The 18125-nt window shown below is 61.7% G+C and carries 14 protein-coding genes, 1 other RNA gene and 1 pseudogene; 8 read left to right on the plus strand and 8 right to left on the minus strand.

Annotation, left to right across the window (positions count from 1 at the left end; translation table 11 throughout):
* Nucleotides 1–430: 430 nt before the first annotated feature.
* The 6 genes and pseudogenes from AC5Y7D_RS00210 (at nucleotide 431) to AC5Y7D_RS00235 (ending at nucleotide 8615) form a co-directional block, all read left to right on the plus strand.
* The gene (locus AC5Y7D_RS00210; protein ID WP_499920356.1) at nucleotides 431–1162 is read left to right on the plus strand and encodes a type III restriction endonuclease subunit M; all 732 of its coding nucleotides are present in this window, start codon (nucleotides 431–433) and stop codon (nucleotides 1160–1162) included.
* Nucleotides 1159–2724, plus strand: coding sequence for an Eco57I restriction-modification methylase domain-containing protein (locus tag AC5Y7D_RS00215; protein WP_499920359.1), 1566 nt, complete (start codon nucleotides 1159–1161; stop codon nucleotides 2722–2724). The genes AC5Y7D_RS00210 and AC5Y7D_RS00215 overlap by 4 nt, the downstream gene beginning before the upstream one ends.
* Nucleotides 2721–5387, plus strand: coding sequence for a GIY-YIG nuclease family protein (locus AC5Y7D_RS00220; RefSeq protein WP_499920361.1), 2667 nt, complete (start codon nucleotides 2721–2723; stop codon nucleotides 5385–5387). Before AC5Y7D_RS00215 ends, AC5Y7D_RS00220 begins: the two co-directional genes overlap by 4 nt.
* A pseudogene (locus tag AC5Y7D_RS00225) lies at nucleotides 5305–5855 on the plus strand (recombinase family protein). Before AC5Y7D_RS00220 ends, AC5Y7D_RS00225 begins: the two are co-directional and overlap by 83 nt.
* A gap of 57 nt (nucleotides 5856–5912) precedes the next feature.
* Nucleotides 5913–7706, plus strand: a complete 1794-nt coding sequence (locus tag AC5Y7D_RS00230; protein WP_499920362.1) for a GmrSD restriction endonuclease domain-containing protein — start codon at nucleotides 5913–5915, stop codon at nucleotides 7704–7706.
* A 90-nt stretch (nucleotides 7707–7796) separates the two neighbouring features.
* Complete coding sequence (locus tag AC5Y7D_RS00235) at nucleotides 7797–8615, plus strand: hypothetical protein (protein WP_499920363.1); 819 nt, start codon at nucleotides 7797–7799, stop codon at nucleotides 8613–8615.
* 224 nt (nucleotides 8616–8839) lie between these two features.
* Here the strand turns inward: AC5Y7D_RS00235 and AC5Y7D_RS00240 are convergent, their stop codons facing one another.
* The 3 genes from AC5Y7D_RS00240 to rnpB form a co-directional block, all read right to left on the minus strand.
* Nucleotides 8840–10072, minus strand: coding sequence for a hypothetical protein (locus AC5Y7D_RS00240; protein WP_499920365.1), 1233 nt, complete (start codon nucleotides 10070–10072; stop codon nucleotides 8840–8842).
* A gap of 627 nt (nucleotides 10073–10699) precedes the next feature.
* The gene (locus AC5Y7D_RS00245; protein ID WP_499920368.1) at nucleotides 10700–11911 is read right to left on the minus strand and encodes a tyrosine-type recombinase/integrase; all 1212 of its coding nucleotides are present in this window, start codon (nucleotides 11909–11911) and stop codon (nucleotides 10700–10702) included.
* An 83-nt stretch (nucleotides 11912–11994) separates the two neighbouring features.
* Nucleotides 11995–12420: RNase P RNA component class A (gene rnpB, locus AC5Y7D_RS00250), an RNA gene on the minus strand.
* An 88-nt stretch (nucleotides 12421–12508) separates the two neighbouring features.
* Here rnpB and AC5Y7D_RS00255 point away from each other — a divergent pair.
* Entirely contained in the window at nucleotides 12509–13219 is a 711-nt protein-coding gene (locus AC5Y7D_RS00255; protein ID WP_499920370.1) for a 2OG-Fe(II) oxygenase, read from the plus strand.
* 5 nt (nucleotides 13220–13224) lie between these two features.
* On the opposite strand, the gene AC5Y7D_RS00260 is transcribed toward AC5Y7D_RS00255, so the two are convergent.
* The gene (locus AC5Y7D_RS00260) at nucleotides 13225–13650 is read right to left on the minus strand and encodes a MarR family winged helix-turn-helix transcriptional regulator (RefSeq protein ID WP_499920373.1); all 426 of its coding nucleotides are present in this window, start codon (nucleotides 13648–13650) and stop codon (nucleotides 13225–13227) included.
* Here AC5Y7D_RS00260 and AC5Y7D_RS00265 point away from each other — a divergent pair.
* Complete coding sequence (locus tag AC5Y7D_RS00265; protein ID WP_499920375.1) at nucleotides 13637–14059, plus strand: DUF1398 family protein; 423 nt, start codon at nucleotides 13637–13639, stop codon at nucleotides 14057–14059. The two genes, AC5Y7D_RS00260 and AC5Y7D_RS00265, sit on opposite strands and share 14 nt — an antisense overlap.
* Here the strand turns inward: AC5Y7D_RS00265 and AC5Y7D_RS00270 are convergent.
* From AC5Y7D_RS00270 to cobC, 4 genes are read right to left on the minus strand one after another with little or no spacing between them, the layout of a single operon-like run.
* The gene (locus AC5Y7D_RS00270; protein WP_499920377.1) at nucleotides 14050–15180 is read right to left on the minus strand and encodes a bifunctional RNase H/acid phosphatase; all 1131 of its coding nucleotides are present in this window, start codon (nucleotides 15178–15180) and stop codon (nucleotides 14050–14052) included. The genes AC5Y7D_RS00265 and AC5Y7D_RS00270 overlap by 10 nt on opposite strands.
* On the minus strand, nucleotides 15177–15914 hold the full coding sequence (locus AC5Y7D_RS00275) for a zinc ribbon domain-containing protein (RefSeq protein ID WP_499920379.1): 738 nt from the start codon (nucleotides 15912–15914) through the stop codon (nucleotides 15177–15179). The genes AC5Y7D_RS00270 and AC5Y7D_RS00275 overlap by 4 nt, the downstream gene beginning before the upstream one ends.
* A gap of 22 nt (nucleotides 15915–15936) precedes the next feature.
* Nucleotides 15937–17058, minus strand: a complete 1122-nt coding sequence (locus AC5Y7D_RS00280; RefSeq protein WP_499920380.1) for a Nif3-like dinuclear metal center hexameric protein — start codon at nucleotides 17056–17058, stop codon at nucleotides 15937–15939.
* Nucleotides 17055–18101, minus strand: coding sequence for an Rv2231c family histidinol phosphate aminotransferase CobC (cobC, locus tag AC5Y7D_RS00285; RefSeq protein ID WP_499920382.1), 1047 nt, complete (start codon nucleotides 18099–18101; stop codon nucleotides 17055–17057). The genes AC5Y7D_RS00280 and cobC overlap by 4 nt, the downstream gene beginning before the upstream one ends.
* Nucleotides 18102–18125: the final 24 nt, after the last annotated feature.

Consider the following 18125-nt stretch of genomic DNA (forward strand, 5'->3'; position numbering starts at 1 on the left):
GCTCTCGGCATTTTTCCAGTTCACCACGGTTTGGTGCTACTAGTGGCAAGTAGCAGCTAGCTGTTTGACTTTGCAGTTCAGCGCCTATATTCCGGCCCACCTCATGCTGCCACCAGTGGGTGCAGAGGGGTGCTGTGCGTAGCGTCTGCGTAGTGTTGATACCTGCTCTGCGTTCGATCCGCCACACAAATGCGCAAGCGACCTCGGCAGGGCAAGCGCCTGGGCTGCGGGGCCACCCACCCGGCACGAGCCGCGCTCCGGTGTGACCGATAGTGCATCAGTGTGACTGGTAAACCGCCCAGACAACCCGCTCCCCGCGCCGAATAGGTCCGCCTACCTCTTCTGTGGCCTGTTCGTTTGTAAACTCGGCAGGAACGTTCGCGTGACCTCACATAGCGTTGCTGACGGACATAGCAAGGGGAAGCCCCGGATGCAGACATCCAGCGGTTACGGACGAAACGCTCCGGCTCAAGCCGGTGTCTCCGGCGGCACGAAGCTGTTCAGCGTCGACAAAGACCAGATCAAGCACCCCGACCGGGTTCGCGAACTCGCGGAGGTGTACACCCACTACCGCGAAGTGACAGCCATGCTCGACATGGTGCCGGACATGTTTCCGACCGCTGACGACCCTGCTAACCACGACCGTACGTTCCTGGAACCGGCGTGTGGGCACGGCAACTTCCTGGTGGAAATCCTCCGGCGCAAACTCCGCACCGTCACGCACGAACGGTACGGAACCGGCGACCGCTACGAACACCGCATCCTCCGGTGCCTGGCATCCGTCTACGGCATCGACATCGACCCCGGGAACGTTGAGGACTCGCGGCGACGAATGCTCGCCGTGATTGCCGCCCACGTAGGTGATGACCCCTCCTCCCGCTCCGGAAATTTCTGGTCCGCTGTGGACGCGATACTTACGACCAACATCGTGCGGGCAGACACCCTCGCCGATGCTCAAGTCATCGAACTGGTCTCGTACAAACCCGGAAACGACTGCACATTCATCCGCGAGTGGTCGACCCTAGACGAGCCGGAGGCGGATTCTCAACTGAATCTGTTCTCCGCGCTGCCGGGGGAACGGCAGCGAGACGAGGTGCCGGTGCATTATTCGGAGCTAGCCGCTAATCCGAAACCTTTGGCGGCAAAGCGGAGGAAACGATGACGGGGGTCTTGCATCGAAGATTCGGCAATCATGTGCCAGACATCCTGGACTGTCTTGCGCAATTGTCCAACGACGAGGTACCTACACCGCCGCGCATCGCGCGGGAGATGCTGAACTTGCTGCCCGCCGAGGTTTGGTCCAACCCGGACTACAAGTGGCTTGATCCGTTCAGCAAGTCCGGCGTCTATCTCCGGGAGGTGGCGGCGCGACTTCTCGAAGGATTGTCCCAATGGGAGCCAGACTTTGGCATGCGCCGCGAGCACATTTTTCGAAACATGCTCTACGGGACGGCGATCACCACGATGACTGGGATGATTGCCCGGCGCTCGCTGTACTGCGCTCGCGATGCCTCCTCGGAGATGTCGGTCGTAAGATTCGAAGACCCTAACGGCAATCTGCCCTTCATCCCCTCCGAACACACCTGGTCCGGCAACACATGCGCCGTATGTGGCGGTCCCCGCTCCCTCGAGCGTGAAGGACGCGAGAACTACGCCTACGCGTTCATCCACGGCGCGTATCCCACCGAGGAGATGAAAGACATGAAGTTCGATGTGATTCTCGGGAACCCGCCGTACCAAATCGACAGTGACGGCAACACCCGCACCCGCGCCGTCTATCAGTTGTTCGTGGAACGTGCAATCGACATGCAGCCCAAGCATGTTCTGATGATTACACCGTCGCGTTGGTTCGCTGGAGGACTCGGTTTAGACAGCTTCAGAGCGCGGATGTTGTCTGACTCGCAGATCGCCCAGATCGTCGACTACCCCCTGTCGAAGGACTGCTTTCCCGGCGTCAAGATTCGCGGTGGGGTGAGTTACTTCCTCTGGACCAACGGACATACCGGTGGCTGTACCGTCCGCACCGGACGCGGATCCGAGGTCGGCCCTCCGATGGTCCGCAAACTCGACGCCTACGACGTTTTCGTTCGATTCAATGAGGGTGTCGGAATCGTCGAGAAGGTTCGCGCCAAGAAAGAGCCGACGATGGACCAGCGGGTCTCGTCACTTAGACCCTTCGGGATCTGGGCGAGGTTCCGGGACTACGTGCCGCAAGACACCCCAGGTGCTATCGCTTTGCACATCATGGGACGCAAGGTTGAGTGGACGCACGAGGAGGCGGTCACTGCCTCCCAAGACCTCGTGCCAAAGTACAAGACCTTAATGCACCGTGCCTACGGCGAAGACCACGATGGCCCCTACTCCGTGGTTGCGAATCCGTTTGTCGCCGGACCGAACTCGGCCTGCACCGACACCTATCTGGTCATGGGATCATTCGACACAGAGAACGAAGCGCGGAACCTCGCCGGGTTCTTGCGGACAAAGTTCGCCCGCTTCCTCATATGGCTGCGCATGAACACCCAGGACATCCGCAAGGACCTGTTCGCATTCGTCCCTGATCTGGACTGGAAGCAGCCGTGGACGGACGCCGAACTCTACGCAAGGTACGGGCTAACCGACGAAGAAATCGGCGTCATCGAGTACCAAATCCGAGAGATGAAGACGCCGGATGCGGGAGCGCCGGCCGACGACCCCGGCGAGAACGTGACAGAGGACGATGAGTGACCACGGTCGACGAGGCGTCACTGCCTTCGGACGAAATCGAGACGGTCGGCTCCGCTGCCATTCCGCGCCGTATCTACGCCTATACGTTGCCAGGCAAGGACTCTCAACAGTGGGAGCGCAACGTGGGGGCGACCCAAGTCAGCGGCACCGGTCTCATCAAGGTCGGTGACACGACCAAGACCGACGTACACGAGCGCATCAAACAGCAACTGGGGACCGCATACCCGAAACTCAAGGGCGTCACACTGCTGCTGGACACCGAGGCGCAGCGAACAGACGGCACCCCGTTCCGAGACCACGATGTCCACCGCGCACTGGTGGCAAAGGGCATCCGCAAGGACGCGGAATGGTTCGAGGCAACCGTCGACGAGGTGCAAGCCGCCATAGTCGCGGTCCGCAACGGCAAGCCATACGACGGCACCCGAACCGCAGATTTCGGGATGCGACCTGAGCAGGAAGAGGCCGTTGCCCTCACCGCCGGGTATTTCCGTTCCCACGCCGCCGACGGCAAAGCACCACGGTTCCTCTGGAACGCAAAGATGCGCTTTGGGAAGACGTTTACCACCTACCAGCTTGCTCGCGAGATGGGGTGGAAGAAAGTTCTGGTGCTCACCTACAAACCCGTCGTTCAGATGGCGTGGAAAGAAGACCTCCTCACCCACACCGACTTCGAGGGTTGGCGGTTCGTGGACCGGGAGTCCACACCCGAGGACCGTGACGCGGCCGCCGGTACTCCGGAACCGGTGGTGTGGTTCGCTTCGCTTCAAGACCTGCGGGGCAAGGACGCTGGCGGAAACATCAAGAAGCACAACGAGTCCGTCCACCGGATCGAGTGGGATTGCATCGTATTGGACGAGTACCACTTCGGTGCATGGCGGGACTCCTCTCGCGAACTGTACGACCCCACAGAGGCGGAAATCGCCGAGGCAGAAGAACCCGATGAGTCGATCACTGAGGACGATATCGGCCTGAGTAGCTGCCACTACCTCTATTTGTCGGGAACACCGTTCCGCGCCATCACCAACGGAGAGTTTACCGAGGACCAGATATTCAACTGGACCTACACCGACGAGCAGCGAGAGAAAGAGCACTGGGACGACGCCCAAGGCGCGAACCCGTATATCGACCTGCCGGGTATGCAGATCTTCTCCTACGACATCGGCGGCGATGCCGAGGAGTGGGCAGAGGATGGGGAGTTCAACGGCTTCAGCCTTAACGAATATTTCAAAGCAAGAAAAATCGACCCGACGAGCAAGACGACGGCTCCCGGCTCCTACATGTTCGAGGACGATGACCGGGTCCATGAGTTCCTAGAGATGCTCCGGGGCACTCTGCCAGACCAGATGAAGATCCAGATCATCGCGGGGCAGAAGCCACCGTTCCCATATCAAGCAGCGGTGTTCGCTAACGCCATCACACACTCGGTCTGGTACTTGAATGACGTGGCCGCGTGCTTCGCCATGCGCGACGCACTACAGAAGCATCCTTACTTCTCAACTTTCGAGATTGTCGTGGCAGCAGGGACGGGGGTTGGTACGGGTGCCGCTGCCAAGCCTCCGGTCGATGCGGCCATTGCTAAGGCAATCAAGGACGGGACCGGCTCCATCAGCCTGACCTGCGGCAAGCTTATGACGGGAGTCACGATCCGCGAGTGGGGCGCGATCCTCATGCTGCGGTCACTCAAATCGCCGGAGACCTACTTCCAGGCGGCTTTCCGGGTGCAGTCGCCATGGTCGAAACGGCTACCGGACGGCACTGTAGAGGTGCTCAAAGACCCGGTATGCGTGTTCGAGTTCGACCCCAACCGTGCGCTGACACTCGTCGGGGAGTACGGCATGCGGTTGGGTGCTCTTGGCGACCTAACGCCCCAGGAAGCCATCGAGCAACTTCTTAATTACCTCCCGATCTTCGCCTTCGCCGGCGGGGTTATGACCGAGCTGAACGCGGCAGACGTACTGAACTGGGCGACAACGGGAATAGGTGCCACCGCTCTAGCGCAAAGGTGGAACTCCCCGCTGCTAGTCAATATCAACGAGCAAACGCTCACCAAGCTATTGGACTATCCGGACTTGTTGGAAGCACTCGGGAAGATCGAAGACTTCCGCAACCTCGCCCAAACCGCCGAGCAGATCATCACCTCATCCAAGCTACTCAAGAAGGCGAAGCGGGAGAATGACAACAAGCTCAACAAGGAGCAAAAAAAGGAGCAGACCGAGACGGCAAAGCGGCGCAAGGAGATCCGCGAGAAGCTTCAGAAGCTGCTCGCCAAGATTCCCGTATTCATGTACGTCACGCAGATTCGAGAACAGGCTCTCAAGGACATCATCCTGGGTGTAGACGGTCCCCTTTTCGAACGCGTTACCGGGCTGACTGTCGAAGACTTCAAGCTGCTCAACCAGATCGGAGTGTTCAACCCGATTCATATGAACGCTGCGATCTACCAGTTCAAGGCGTTCGAGGACTCGAGCCTCGAATACGCCGACGATCCGAGCGCACCGCACAAGCAGCGTCCCATTGGGTTGTGGGACACGGTGATGCAGCCGGGGGACACCATCGAAGATGTTCTCGAGCGGGCTGCCCGTGACAATCCGACTCCTGAGAAGACACGGCCTACTGCGAAAGCCAAAAAGAAGCGGACGCGGAAACGGAAGAAAAAGAAGTAGTCGTCCCACATCGCCGGGCAGATCTACCCGCGAGCAGCGTCCCGGACTCGCTGCGCTTCTGGACTATGCACGCGAGGGTGACGCCATCGTCGTTGTCGGCATCGACCGCCTCGGCCGCAATGCGGCTGCGGTTATGACGACCATTAGGGAACTTGGCGAGCGTGGGATTTGCCTGCGGCCCCTGTTCGAAGGTATCGACACCTCGAAAGCGGCAGGCCAGATAGTAGCGGAAGTTTCGACGAGTCTTGCCGAGCTTGCATTGGAACTGGGACGAAAGCGACCAGCCACATCGCGAGAAGCCCCTCGCGCGCGAGGACAGTCCGTTGGACGCCCGAAGCACTTGACGAAGCGAAGACCGCCTTAGCTTGCCGGATGCACGCCGCCGGCGAAAGTGCCTCGACGATTGCCGCTGCGCTCGGCGTATCCCGAGCCACCATCTACCGTGTCCTCAACGAGCAGCAGATTTGAGGGCTCAACTTCATCCGCGATTGATGACCCCAGACAGACCCTCGTTAACATCTGATGATGGCCTCCGGAGCGCAAGACCTCTCCGTCCGCAGTGAGAGCGTCCAGAGAATGTACGACCAATACCTGTCGGACCGTTTCCAAGTCAACCGACGGTACCAACGCAAGCTCGTTTGGAGTGTTGAGGAGAAGGAAAAACTCATCGACTCTATGTTTCGCGCTCTACCGTTGCCCTTGTTTCTCGTCGCGGAGTTGGTCGGCGACGGCACGTTTACATATGAATTAATTGACGGTTTACAGCGACTCAACGCCATCTTCGCATTTCTAGAGAACGAGTACTCGGTAGGTGGTTTCTACTTTGATCTTGACTCCTTAGCCGATACAAAGCTGCGCAAGGATGAAGGCAAGCTTGCCCAACGGCAGCCGATACTAAATCGCGAGCAGTCGACTGCGCTCGCTAACTACACGGTTGCGTTATCAGTGTTTCGCGCCGCCAATGAAGACAGCGTTGAAGAAGTCTTCCGACGAATAAACTCGGGTGGGCGACGCCTCTCCCGACAGTCTCTGCGGCAGGCCGGCACCATTTCATCAATCGCCGATTTGGTTCGCATCGTTTCCTCGCGAATCCGTGGCGACACTTCTCCGAGCGAATCTGTCCCACTAAGAAGAATGCCTCAGCTCAGTATTACCAATTATAACTTGGACTACGGCGTAAATGTTGACGAGATATTTTGGGTGATTAACGGAATTTTGCGTCGCGAAGATGTTCGCGAATCGCTCGATGAGCAACTGGTTCTCGACATATTACTCGACTGTTTAATCGAGCCCATACCTACTTCGGGCACGAGGATAAGGGATGACTATTACAACTATGGCGATCCAGACGTCGGCGTAAGTAAAGAGTCACTCGCGATAGCCAATGCAATTGAAACTGCCGGGGTCGACAACGTTGCCGACGCCTTCATGCGTGTTTACGACGAAATTAGGTCGGTGCTCGCAGCCAGCGGTCAAAAGTTTTCATTGCTTATCGCCGCCGGCAGTGGCGGCCGCGCTCCCCGTTACTATCACGGTGTATTCATGGCATTCTACGAATTGCTTGTCAAAGATCGGCTTAGAGTCAGGGATTATTCGGAAGTCGCCACTTCTTTAACGAACATCGGGTCTGGCTCAATGAACGTGCCAGGCGGTGGCGGCGACTGGACTGGGCTGACAAAGCGAACCACTATCAACGCCGTTAAGGGAATTATTCGAGGCGCTTTCGAAGGCCCAGTCGTTGGCGATAACTTGGCCGCATTCGGCTACGCAAGCCAGCTAGAAACTATTCTGAGCAACGCACTAGTAGAGCAGCAATTATTTGATTGCAAGCAGGGGCTGTACAACTTAGCGCCGACGCGAAGTTTCGATGAGGACAACTTCAAGAAGATTGCTAGGACAATGTCAGCGATGGCTAATGGAGGTAAACAAAAGGTCGGCTACGTAGCTATAGGAATTGCGGATACCGATGCAGATGTGCAGCGGATCGCTCAAGTCGACGGAATTACTGCTGTACTCTATCGCGGTTTTCGCGTCGTAGGGATTGGCCGTGAGGCTATCCTCCGAGGCGTTGAGTTAAACGATTACTGGCATTGGTTGATCCAAAAGCTTCCGTCCACCGGCCTGGACCCATCACTTGCGTCGGCCATAGCCAGCAGCGCAAGGCTTGTTCCGTACCATCAGCACGCTGTCGGCCTATTCAAGGTCGAGGCCGGCGTTAGTCCGAACTTCTTCGAAAGCAAAATTTACGAGCGCTCTGGCTCGGACACAGTCCTAGTCCCCAACGAACAGTATGTCCGCATATTCGACGCTTTCCGTTGAGCGGCGAAGCCGTGGGCGAACCGGCCGAGGCGGGTTGGCGGTACGGTCTAGTCGTAAGGGTCGACTTGCGTAGTAGCGTTAGGTGCTCATGTGGTTGAAAGTCCTGGTGACGGCGATTTCGAGGACGTTATCGAGCCTTCCGAAGATGACGACCTCGAGTTCCCAGAAGAGGTAGTAGAGTCGGCCGCTTACGGTGACGACGAACCGATGGCAACCCAGGAGATTTTGGAGCTACTCGACAATCAGGCAGCGATCCTGGTGACGACGAGCACCAACCGAGACGCAAAACCGGAGGATTACAACCGTAAGTACAAGCGTGGTCAGCGGGAGTTGAACGAAGCGCTCCAACATCTGGGTGTTGATGCTCCGTTTCCCTACGACGATCTATTCGAATGGCACGGCCACTGGTCAGGCGGGGAGCTTCCGTCATATCACTCGCGCCGACAGCACGTAAAAGACCTTGGCCGGCCGGCTCGAGACGCGCTTGAGAAAGTACTTGCGGGTGTCCAGCTCAACGATCCAGGCTCTACCGGGCAACCAACTTGGTCGGGGGTCGACGCCAGGATCGAGGCCGTCACAGCGAAGCTTCGCTCCGCTAAATCGCGTGACGACTTCCAAGACATTGGGCGCAGATGTCGCGAAATCTTGATTGATGCTGCCGAGCTGTTGGCCGACTCGTCGATGGTGCCCGAAAATTCTGAATCGCCAAAGAAGGCGGACGCCCAGCAATGGTTAGAGCTAATTCTGGATCACCATACCGGAGGAAGCGCGCGGAAGCGGTTTAGGGCACTCATCCGTCCGACCTGGGCACTCTCGCAGCAGGTTACGCACCAAGGCGACCGTGTCGAGACATATGCGGCAGCGCAAGCGACGATCCTCATCGTCCGCACCCTGCAACAACTCGGCTGAGACGCACAGGGAGATCTACCCGTTCAAAAATGTGGAGCACGAAATTCGCTCAGAACGAAGCCTCATTTCTGGTCGACGACGTGATTAGAAATCGTCGCAAATGGGGGTGGGGGGTATCCCCACCATACGATAAAGTCCGCCTCACACGGCCAGCGACGCCTCTCTCTCGGAGAATCAGCCTGCCGCAGATAGCAAAGCTTCTCTCCTACGCCTAGTGCTGGCTGCTACAAAAGTTGATTCTTCGAGTACCCTTCGGCTAAACCGGCTCGGCGGACAGCTACCTCGTTTACGGTTCCATCACCTTCAGTGAGCAGCTTGTCAACTTGCCCGTCGTACCATTTCTGACATGAAATCGCGCTGCCCCCATTTCGCTGCGACATGCGATTTTCCATGCTTCCAGGTTTCGATGAGCGTTCACCCTGAACCGACCGTTCACCCATCTTGACCTGCGGTGACAGCCATTGAACGGGCTGTTCACCCTGAACGGGTGTCGCGAACTCATAACGGGTGCCGCCGGATACCGAGACAGTGATGACACGACGGTCGTCAGCTAACTCCTCAAGAGCCTGCGGAAGCAGCTTGCGACGGTGCGGCTTCCCCATTGCCGAGTTCAGATCGCTGCGCGACGCGCTGCCACCTCCCTTGATCATCGTGGCAATGACGCTACTCTTCACCGACTCGACCGCGTGACGCTCTCGCGCCTCGTTACGGATCATGTCGCGCCGCCCGCTCTCGCGGATAGCGTTGTCCCGTAGCTCAGCCTCTCGCTCAAGCAGCATGTCGCGAGTCTGATTCGAAACCGTCATGATCGCAGCAGAAAGTTCCCAGTCCCATACGGTGACTTCGACCCGTTGGTGCATGATCGCGAGCAGAGCGGCAGCCTTGCAGCGCGTCAGCAGGGAGTGTCCGTCGAGTGGATCACCCTGACCGCGAACGCGGGCGAGAGCATTGTCCAGAATCGACTGTTCGATCTCTGGCACGTCGTAGATGATTTCGACGACACCATCGTCTCCGGGAGTCCAGAGCGGCGACGTCGTATTCAACGGCTCAGGTTGTGGGAATCTCCCGTCAGGAGTGGTCGGATCGTTCACGGGTGCCCAAAGGAATCGTTGGGGCGTTCCACCAGTCGTGTCTCTGAACAGAACTTGGGTATGACCTGGCTGGGCACCCACCGCAACACACGCCCGGTACGAATGCTCAGGGACGATTCGCCGCGAATCCTTAGTGGCGTTAGCCTGCCCTAGCTGTTCCCCCATTGCCAGACTCTTTAGTGTCGGCAGGAGAACACTTCCTTGCGCGCCGGTCAAGCCCGTAAGCGTGTCGATTTCCGGGATGTCAAAGATAATCGGGTCGATTTCAACTCCGGCCTTCTTCACGAACATTTCGGCAATGCCCTGACCGGAACCGACGGGCAGTATGCAAATGTCACGCGGCCATGCTAAGGTCGCCACTTTCATAGCAGCGCCCTTACCGTCCCCAGACCTGCCCACGAATGCGCCAAGCAAGTTAAGGCTGGCCCGGCCACCTCTAATTCCAGGCAACTGCACGTACGGAGGCACGCTGGCCGATACGCGGAGTAACACCCCGAAGAACACTGCCCAGGGTGCAACTACTCGGGCACGCGCCCATCCGTGAATCTTCTCCAACTGGTCACTACCAGAGTTCAGAAAGAACTCATCAATCTTGTTCATACTCGGTCTACGCTGCGAACATTGAGCCGAAGTGCTGCTCTATCTCTATACGTTTCCACACTCGCCTACGGCCAATTTTCGCGGACGGCGGCAATTGGCCTAGCCGTTCCCAATAGCGAATGGTGTCGATGCTCCGACCGCTGTATTTAGCGATACCGGCAGCGTCGATAAAGGGACTCTCAGACATGACTAGCTTTCTTTGTGGCAACAAAAACCCGCCGCCTTTAGGTACCCGCTCACTGGTTGAGCACTGGACGCTTGCGGAATCAACCGCCCAAGTTTCGTTGCATGTCTGAGTGCTGTGCGCGTCCACTTGGTGGCGATACGTTAGCACAGATGTTCGACCGGAGCGGGACAAAGACTCGGCGTGTCGGGTCTACTGCTGCGGTGTTGCTACATGAGCACTGAGTCGATCGCGTCCCGCGTCCGGTCGTCCGAATCAGGCCACAGGTGCGAATAGGTGTCCAACGTCTCCGCAGCAGACGCATGACCCAAACGGGCCTGCACCGTCTTGACAGACTCCCCGTACCGGATGAGCAGGCTTGCGTAGTAGTGCCGTAGCGAATGCAGGCCGCTCCGTGGCGATAACTTCGCAGCTCGCGCCGCCACGTTCCAGTGGTAACCAAACGACGAACGGGGAATAGGTTTGCCGCGCCATGTGAAAACCACGCCATCCGGGCCGGGCGCAAACTGTTCGAGATGTTCCCGTAGGGAGCCCACCACTACATCCGGCAGCGGTATCGTCCGATAGCTCGCCTTCGTCTTCAGCGGGCCGAACTGTAGGGGGTTTGGCCGGACAAGTTGCTGGTCGACCTTCACCGTGCCGCTACGGTCGCCGGGCCTCTCGGGCAGATGCAGCCGGTCTACAACCAGGCCGAAGCACTCCCCTTTCCGCATTCCGGTACCGGCGGCGAACGTCGCCAGCGCTTGCAGCTCAGCGGGCAACCTGCTCCGAAGGATCTCGAATTGTTCAGTCGTCGGCGGCACAACCTTCTTGGGTTCCGATTTCGGAAGCTTGGTGCCGTCGCACGGATTAGACCCAATGCACTTGTCGCGCAATGCATCGCGGAGGATGCCGTACACGATGCCGTGCAGAACCGCGACACTCGACGGTGCCAGCTCAACCCCGGCAATCCATGCCTGTATCTCACTCGGGAGAATGGCGGATATCGGGCGGTCACCGAGCACCGGGTAGGCGTGGAGTCGTAAGCGGCTCTCTACGTGCTCCGCTGAGCTGTCTCGGTGGACCTGGCGCTTGCGCCATGCCTCCGCGTAGTCGCGGAAGGTGACCTGACCCGCAGCGGGGTCGATGTAGCTGCCGGTGTGCAAGTCGGAATCGACTCGCCTTTTATGTGCGTCTGCGTCGGCGCGCTTCTCGTAGGACGCCGTGAGTTCCTTGCCGTTCGGATCGACCCACCGGCAGCGCCACCGCCTGCCTTTGCCGTGGAGCTTGGTACACACCGCGCTGCCAGGGGTTCTGAAATGGGTGCGGTCAGTGCACCACAGTGGCCCATCTGAGTTATCGGCGGGGTAGAACACCTGCTCACCCTTACGGGGTGCCCGGTGCCATTGATCCTCCACACCTGACCGCGCGGAACGTTTCATAAACGGATCGTACGCTGTCCTGCGTAGCACCTGCGTAGCAACAGGACTAGATGACCGAGTAATCCCTGGTGAAATGTCATATGCGGACGAGTTGGCCTGTAAGCCGGATTCTGTTCCCCACCGCCACGGCTTTAATCCACGGCGGCACGGCGGCGACCATCCATCTGGACACACCGTTGCCGGGTGCCTCGAGCGGCCCACCCGCAGACTCGGGCGAGCAACCCTCGAACGTCTGCGCGACCGCACTTTTGGTGCGGCCTTCTTGGCCTTGCTTCGGGTGGGGTTTGCCGAGCCACCCCGGTCACCCGGGATGCTGGTGCGCTCTTACCGCACCGTTTCACCCTTACCACCGCAATGGTGGCGGTCTGTTTTCTGTGGCACTTTCCCGCGAGTCACCTCGGATTGCTGTTAGCAATCACCCCGCTCTGTGAAGTCCGGACTTTCCTCGACCCGGCGACGAACCTCCGAAACGAAGGTCCGACTCGAGCCGCGGCCGCCCGGCCAACTCGTCCGCGACGAACACGGTACCCGTTGCACAGGGCACAGGCCAGGTCCGGTCTCTATCGTTGACTGCACGCAACGACGGGAGGCAGCCGAATGACCCGGTGGGACACGCGCGTGGACGCCGGTGATTGGGACGCCATCACGGCTGAACTCAACGACTACGGCGGCGCGTTGCTGCCGCGGCTGATCACGCCCGGCGAAGCAGCCCGGTTGCGGCAGCTGTACACCGATGACACCCTGTTCCGCAAGACAATCAACATGGCGCCCAAGCGCTATGGCGCGGGGCAGTACCGCTACTTCCACGCTCCCTATCCCGAGGCGATAGAACAACTCAAACAGGCGCTGTACCCGCGGCTGGTACCGATCGCCCGCGATTGGTGGGCCAAGCTGGGCCGGCCCGCCCCGTGGCCGGACAGCCTCGACGAGTGGCTCAGCGACTGCCACAGTGCGGGGCAGACCCGCTCGACCGCGCTGATGTTGCGCTACGCCGCCGACGACTGGAATGCACTGCATCAGGACCTCTACGGGGACTTGGTCTTTCCGCTTCAGGTGGTGATCAATCTCAGTGACCCGGGGGTGGACTACACCGGTGGCGAGTTCCTGCTCGTCGAACAGCGGTTCCGGGCCCAATCTCGTGGCACGGCAACGCAATTACCGCAAGGTCACGGCTACGTCTTCACCACTGGCGACCGGCCGGTGCGTTCGGTCCGCGGGTGGTCGGCCGCACCGGTGCGCCATGGCATTTCCACCGTGCGATCCGGCGAACGCTATGCGCTGGGCTTGATCTTCCACGACGCAACGTAGCTCGGTCACGCTCGGCGAACCGCTGCCGTCAAGTGCCGCAACACCCTTCGCGCCACCTCGATGTCAGCAGCCGAGATATCGCCGCTGATCGCCGGGCGGGCGGACGACGCGCGACTCGTGATGGAGGCCAGCGCGCGGCGTCCGGCAGGGCTCAGCGTCAGCAGTGGCGAGGCGCGGTGATCGGGGTTGGGCAGCCACTGCGCCAGTTCGTCGTCGACAAGGTTGTTGGCGATGCGTTGCACGCTCTGCCGGGAAACCCCGAGGCGGCGGGCAGCGCGGGGCACGGAAACGGGGGCCTCGGAAATTACGCTGAGCAGCTGCCAGCGGGCCTGGGTCTGGCCTGCGGTTCTTGCGACGGCCTCTCCGGACCGGCGCAGGGCGCCCGCCGCCTCGTAGATGTCGGCTACGAGCAAAGCGATGTCGTCGGCCATCCGGCTCCTTTTTGACAATTTGTTGTCAATTCAGCAATATGCTGCGCACGGCTTTCCCTACCTGGCCGAGGTGCTACGCCAGGCTGGGGTCAACCGGTATCACCACTCGATTCCGGCGGCCACCACCCTCTATCTCACCGACACCGGGCCCGTCGTCATGCAAGGCGATCCCCTGGTGCTCGGCATGGCCGACGTGGCGTCCTGGAACCGGGATGCCGTCGTCACCGCGATCCGCACCGATCAAGCCGGCAAGACCAGCTACCCACAGTTCGCCGGGGCCTGCTGGGAAGCCGGTGTGGTGCACTACGAGGTTGACCTGCTGGGCCGCACCTTCACCTACGCGGGCGCCGCGGGCGAGCGCTACGTCGAGGAGTACCCCACTGTCGACGTCGGTGCTAATCAGAGATAGCCGGTCTGATTGACCAGGCGCACCGACGAGGCTCCGTCGGGATAAAACTCGGCAATGCTCAACGACGCCAGGTCCAGATGGAGCCGGTACAAGATCCCCGACCCCGCATCCAGCGCCATGCGCAGCATCGACTTGATCGGCGTGACATGGGAAACCACCAGGATGTTCGAGCCGGGGTGGGCGGCGACGATGCGATCGCGGCCGCGACGGACCCGCCGCAGCACGTCGTCGAAACTTTCACCACCCGGCGGCAACGCACCGGTGTCATACAGCCAGCGGCGGTGTAGCTCCGGGTCGCGCGCGGCGGCTTCGGAGAAGGTCAGGCCTTCCCATGCCCCGAAGTCGGTTTCGATGAAGTCCTCGTCCACGGTCACGTCCAGGCCCAATGCCCTGGCCGCCGTCGTCGCGGTGTCGTAGGCGCGCTGCAGCGGTGACGAGATCACCGCGGCGATGCCGCGACGCTGGGTCAGGTACCGTGCCGCCAAACCCGCTTGACGCCAACCGATTTCGTTCAGTGGCGGATTGCCCCGCCCGGAGTAGCGTCGTTGTGCCGAGAATTCCGTCTGCCCGTGCCGCAGTAACAGCAAGCGGGTCGGGGTGCCGCGCGCTCCGGTCCATCCCGGCCCCTTGTTGGAGTCGGCCGAGGTCTCCTCCATCGCCGCCTTGCGGGCGGAGTCGGTGACCGGCACGGGGACCTTGTCCACCCGTCGATCCGTCTGGGCCGCCGCATCCATCGCCTCGTTGGCCAGCCGGTCGGCGTAGGCGTTCTGCTCGCGCGGGATCCACGAGAAAGTGATCCGGCGGAATTGCGACGCGAGCGAACACGCCTGGGCGTGCAACTCCACCAGGTCGGGGTGCTTGACCCGCCACCGCCCCGACATCTGCTCGACCACCAGCTTGGAGTCCATCAGCACCGACACCTCGCCGGCCCCCAGGGTCAAGGCGTCGTCCAAGCCGGCTATCAGGCCGCGATATTCGGCGACGTTGTTGGTGGCGCGTCCGATGGCCTGCTTGCTCTCGGCCAGCACGGTCCTGCGGTCCGCGCTCCACACCACCGCTCCATACCCGGCGGGACCCGGGTTACCCCGCGACCCGCCATCGGCCTCGATGACGACTTTCACTGCCCAAAGTCCTTGACCCGCAACAGAATCGCACCGCACTCCGGGCAGCGCAGCACCTCGTCCTCGGCTGCGGCGGTGATGCGCGCCAACTCGCCGCGACCGATCTCGATCCGGCAGGCGCCGCACCGGTGTCCCTGCAACTGCCCGGCACCCGGCCCTCCCCCGGCGCGCAACCGTTCGTACAGCGCCGAGAGATCGGGGTTGAGCGCGGCACTCAGGGCTTCCCGTCGCGAGGACTGTTGGGCCCGGGTCGTTTCGAGATCCGCGAGAACGGCGTCGAGAGCCTGCTGCGCCTTGGCCAGCTCGCCCGCCAACTCGTCGGCGGTCCCCGACTCGACGGCCTGCTGTGCCTGCAATTCCTCGCGCCGCTCCATCAGCTCCAGTAGCGAGTCCTCCAGGCTGGCCTGCCGGCGTTGCAGGGTTTCCAGCTCATGCTGCAGGTCGGCCTGATGCTTGGCGTCGGTGGCACCCGAACTGAGCAACGACCGGTCCCGGTCCTCGCGCTTGCGCACCGCATCGATCTCGGCCTCGAAGCGTGCGATCTGTGCGTCCAAGTCCTCCAACGCAATTCGCACGGCGCCCAGCCGGTCGCCGGCGGCGGTATGCTCGCCGCGCACCCGTTCATACGCTGCGCGCTCGGCCAGGTGGCTGCTCCGATGAGCGAGCCGGGACAGCTCAGCATCCACCTTCGCCAGGTCCAGTAGCGAACGCTGCTGTGCTACATCGGCCTTCATCACTGGTCTCCAGCTCTCTTTCTCAGCACGGTGTTCTCAGGTTCCACGGGTCGGTGCGCAGCGTGGATACCCGCACCGGCAGCGATCCGAATCGGGACCTCAGCACCTCGGCCGCTTGCCCGCACCACGGGAACTCACTGGCCCAGTGCGCGACGTCGACGAGGGCCACCTCCGAGGCGCGGCGATGCTCGTCGGCGGGATGGTGCCGCAGATCGGCCGTGACGTAAGCCTGCACGTCCGCCGCGGCTACCGCACCCAGGAATGCATCCCCGGAGCCGCCGCACACCGCCACCCGGGTCACCGGCAGGTCCGGGTCACCGGCCGCCCGGACGCCCCAGGCCGTCTGCGGCAGGGCGGCGGCGACACGTGAGACGAAGTCGGACAGCGGCTCGGGCCGTGGCAGCGTGCCGATACGGCCCAGCCCGGTTCCGGCCGGGGGCGGCACCAGCGCAAAGATGTCGAACGCAGGCTCTTCGTAGGGATGCGCCGCGCGCATCGCTGCCAGGACGGCGGTCCGCGCCCGTGCGTGGGCGATCACCTCGACCCGGTCCTCAGTGACCTGCTCCACCGCGCCGACACTGCCGATCGCCGGCGAAGCACCCTCGTGCGGCAGGAACTGACCCGTGCCGGTGACGGTCCAGCTGCAGTGCGAATAGTCCCCGATATGTCCGGCACCGGCCGAAAAGACCGCTTCCCGCACCGCTTCCGCGTTCTCCACCGGCACGTAGATGACCCACTTGTCCAGATCGGAAACACTCGGCGAAGCGTCCAGGACGCCTTCGACGGTCAAGCCGAGAGCATGCGCCAATGCGTCGGAAACCCCCGGCGCCGCCGCGTCGGCATTGGTGTGGGCGGTGAACAGCGAGCGACCCGTGCGAATCAACCGGTGGATCAGCGCACCCTTGGGCGTGCTGGCCGCCACCGTGTCGACCCCACGCAACAGCAACGGGTGATGGGCCAGGAGTAGCCCGTTGTCGGGTACCTCGTCGACCACGGCTGCCGTCGCATCGACCGCGATGGTGACCGATTCCAGTTCGTCCGCGGGGTCGCCGCACACCAGACCCACCGAATCCCACGACTCGGCCAGCCGCGGGGGGTATGCCGCGTCCAGCACCTCAATGACATCGGCCAGCCGCACTTTCATCGCCGACTCCCGGCCAAAGCGATCGACTCGACCAACTCCGGCCACTCCGGACGCACCGCCGCCCGCAGGTAATGCTCGTCCAGGCCGACGAACGTATCACACCGCCTTACCGCAATCCCTTTGTCGCGCAATCGATTCCTGATCGACGCACCGTCGGCGCCGCGGAACAGCACGAAGGGGGCCCGGCCCTCGACCACCTCGAGTCCCACCGACTCCAAACCGGCCACCATCGCCGCGCGCAGCTGCACCGAGCGGTCGGCCTCGGCGGCGGCCTCGGCGACGGCCTGCGGCGTACAGCAGGCGGCGATGGCGGCAAGCTGCAACGTGCCCACCGGCCAGTGCGCACGCTGTGCGGTCAGCCGGGCCAACAGCTTCGGCGCGCCGAGCGCATAGCCCACGCGCAGCCCGGCCAGCCCCCACGTCTTGGTCAAGCTGCGCAGCACCAGCACGTCGGGCGGCGCGTCACCGGCAAGTGAGTGCGGCTCGCCGGGAATCGAGTCGGCAAAGGCCTCGTCTACCACGACGATCCGTCCGGGCCGGCGCAGTCCGAGCACCTGCTCACGCGTGTGCAGCACCGACGTCGGGTTGGTCGGGTTGCCGATCACGACCAGGTCCGCCCCGTCGGGCACATCCGCCGCGTGCAGGGTGAACGGGGGCTGCAGGACGACGTGGTGCAGCGGGATCCCGGCCGCGTGCAGCGCCGCCTCCGGTTCGGTGAAGCAAGGCGCAATGACCGCCGCCAGCCGCGGACGCAGGTTGCTCAGCAACGCGAAACCCTCGGCCGCGCCGGCCAGCGCCAACACCTCGTCGCCGGCCCGGCGGTGGCGCGCGGCCACCGTTTCCTGCGCGTGGTGCACGTCGGCGGCGCTCGGGTAGTGAGCCAGATCCGGCAGTCGCGCGCTCAACAGCTGTACCAGCCACGACGGCGGTTGTGCGCGACGGACGTTGACGGCGAAGTCCAGCATCCCCGGCAGGACGTCTTGATCACCGTGATATCGCGCGCGCGCAACACGACTCGGTGTGCTCGGATCAAGACCCGCCATCACAGAAACACTAGTGCGCGCATG

Source organism: Mycobacterium sp. NGS49, assembly GCF_059812565.1.

Excerpts from the sequence above, each read along its gene's own strand:
- AC5Y7D_RS00215 (WP_499920359.1), top strand. The coding sequence starts at position 1,159 with ATGACGGGGGTCTTGCATCGAAGATTCGGCAATCATGTGCCAGACATC.
- AC5Y7D_RS00210 (WP_499920356.1), top strand. The coding sequence starts at position 431 with ATGCAGACATCCAGCGGTTACGGACGAAACGCTCCGGCTCAAGCCGGT.
- AC5Y7D_RS00255 (WP_499920370.1), top strand. The coding sequence starts at position 12,509 with ATGACCCGGTGGGACACGCGCGTGGACGCCGGTGATTGGGACGCCATC.
- AC5Y7D_RS00240 (WP_499920365.1), bottom strand. The coding sequence starts at position 10,072 with ATGAAAGTGGCGACCTTAGCATGGCCGCGTGACATTTGCATACTGCCC.
- AC5Y7D_RS00280 (WP_499920380.1), bottom strand. The coding sequence starts at position 17,058 with ATGAAAGTGCGGCTGGCCGATGTCATTGAGGTGCTGGACGCGGCATAC.
- AC5Y7D_RS00260 (WP_499920373.1), bottom strand. The coding sequence starts at position 13,650 with ATGGCCGACGACATCGCTTTGCTCGTAGCCGACATCTACGAGGCGGCG.
- AC5Y7D_RS00245 (WP_499920368.1), bottom strand. The coding sequence starts at position 11,911 with ATGAAACGTTCCGCGCGGTCAGGTGTGGAGGATCAATGGCACCGGGCA.
- AC5Y7D_RS00265 (WP_499920375.1), top strand. The coding sequence starts at position 13,637 with ATGTCGTCGGCCATCCGGCTCCTTTTTGACAATTTGTTGTCAATTCAG.
- AC5Y7D_RS00230 (WP_499920362.1), top strand. The coding sequence starts at position 5,913 with ATGGCCTCCGGAGCGCAAGACCTCTCCGTCCGCAGTGAGAGCGTCCAG.
- cobC (WP_499920382.1), bottom strand. The coding sequence starts at position 18,101 with ATGGCGGGTCTTGATCCGAGCACACCGAGTCGTGTTGCGCGCGCGCGA.
- AC5Y7D_RS00275 (WP_499920379.1), bottom strand. The coding sequence starts at position 15,914 with ATGAAGGCCGATGTAGCACAGCAGCGTTCGCTACTGGACCTGGCGAAG.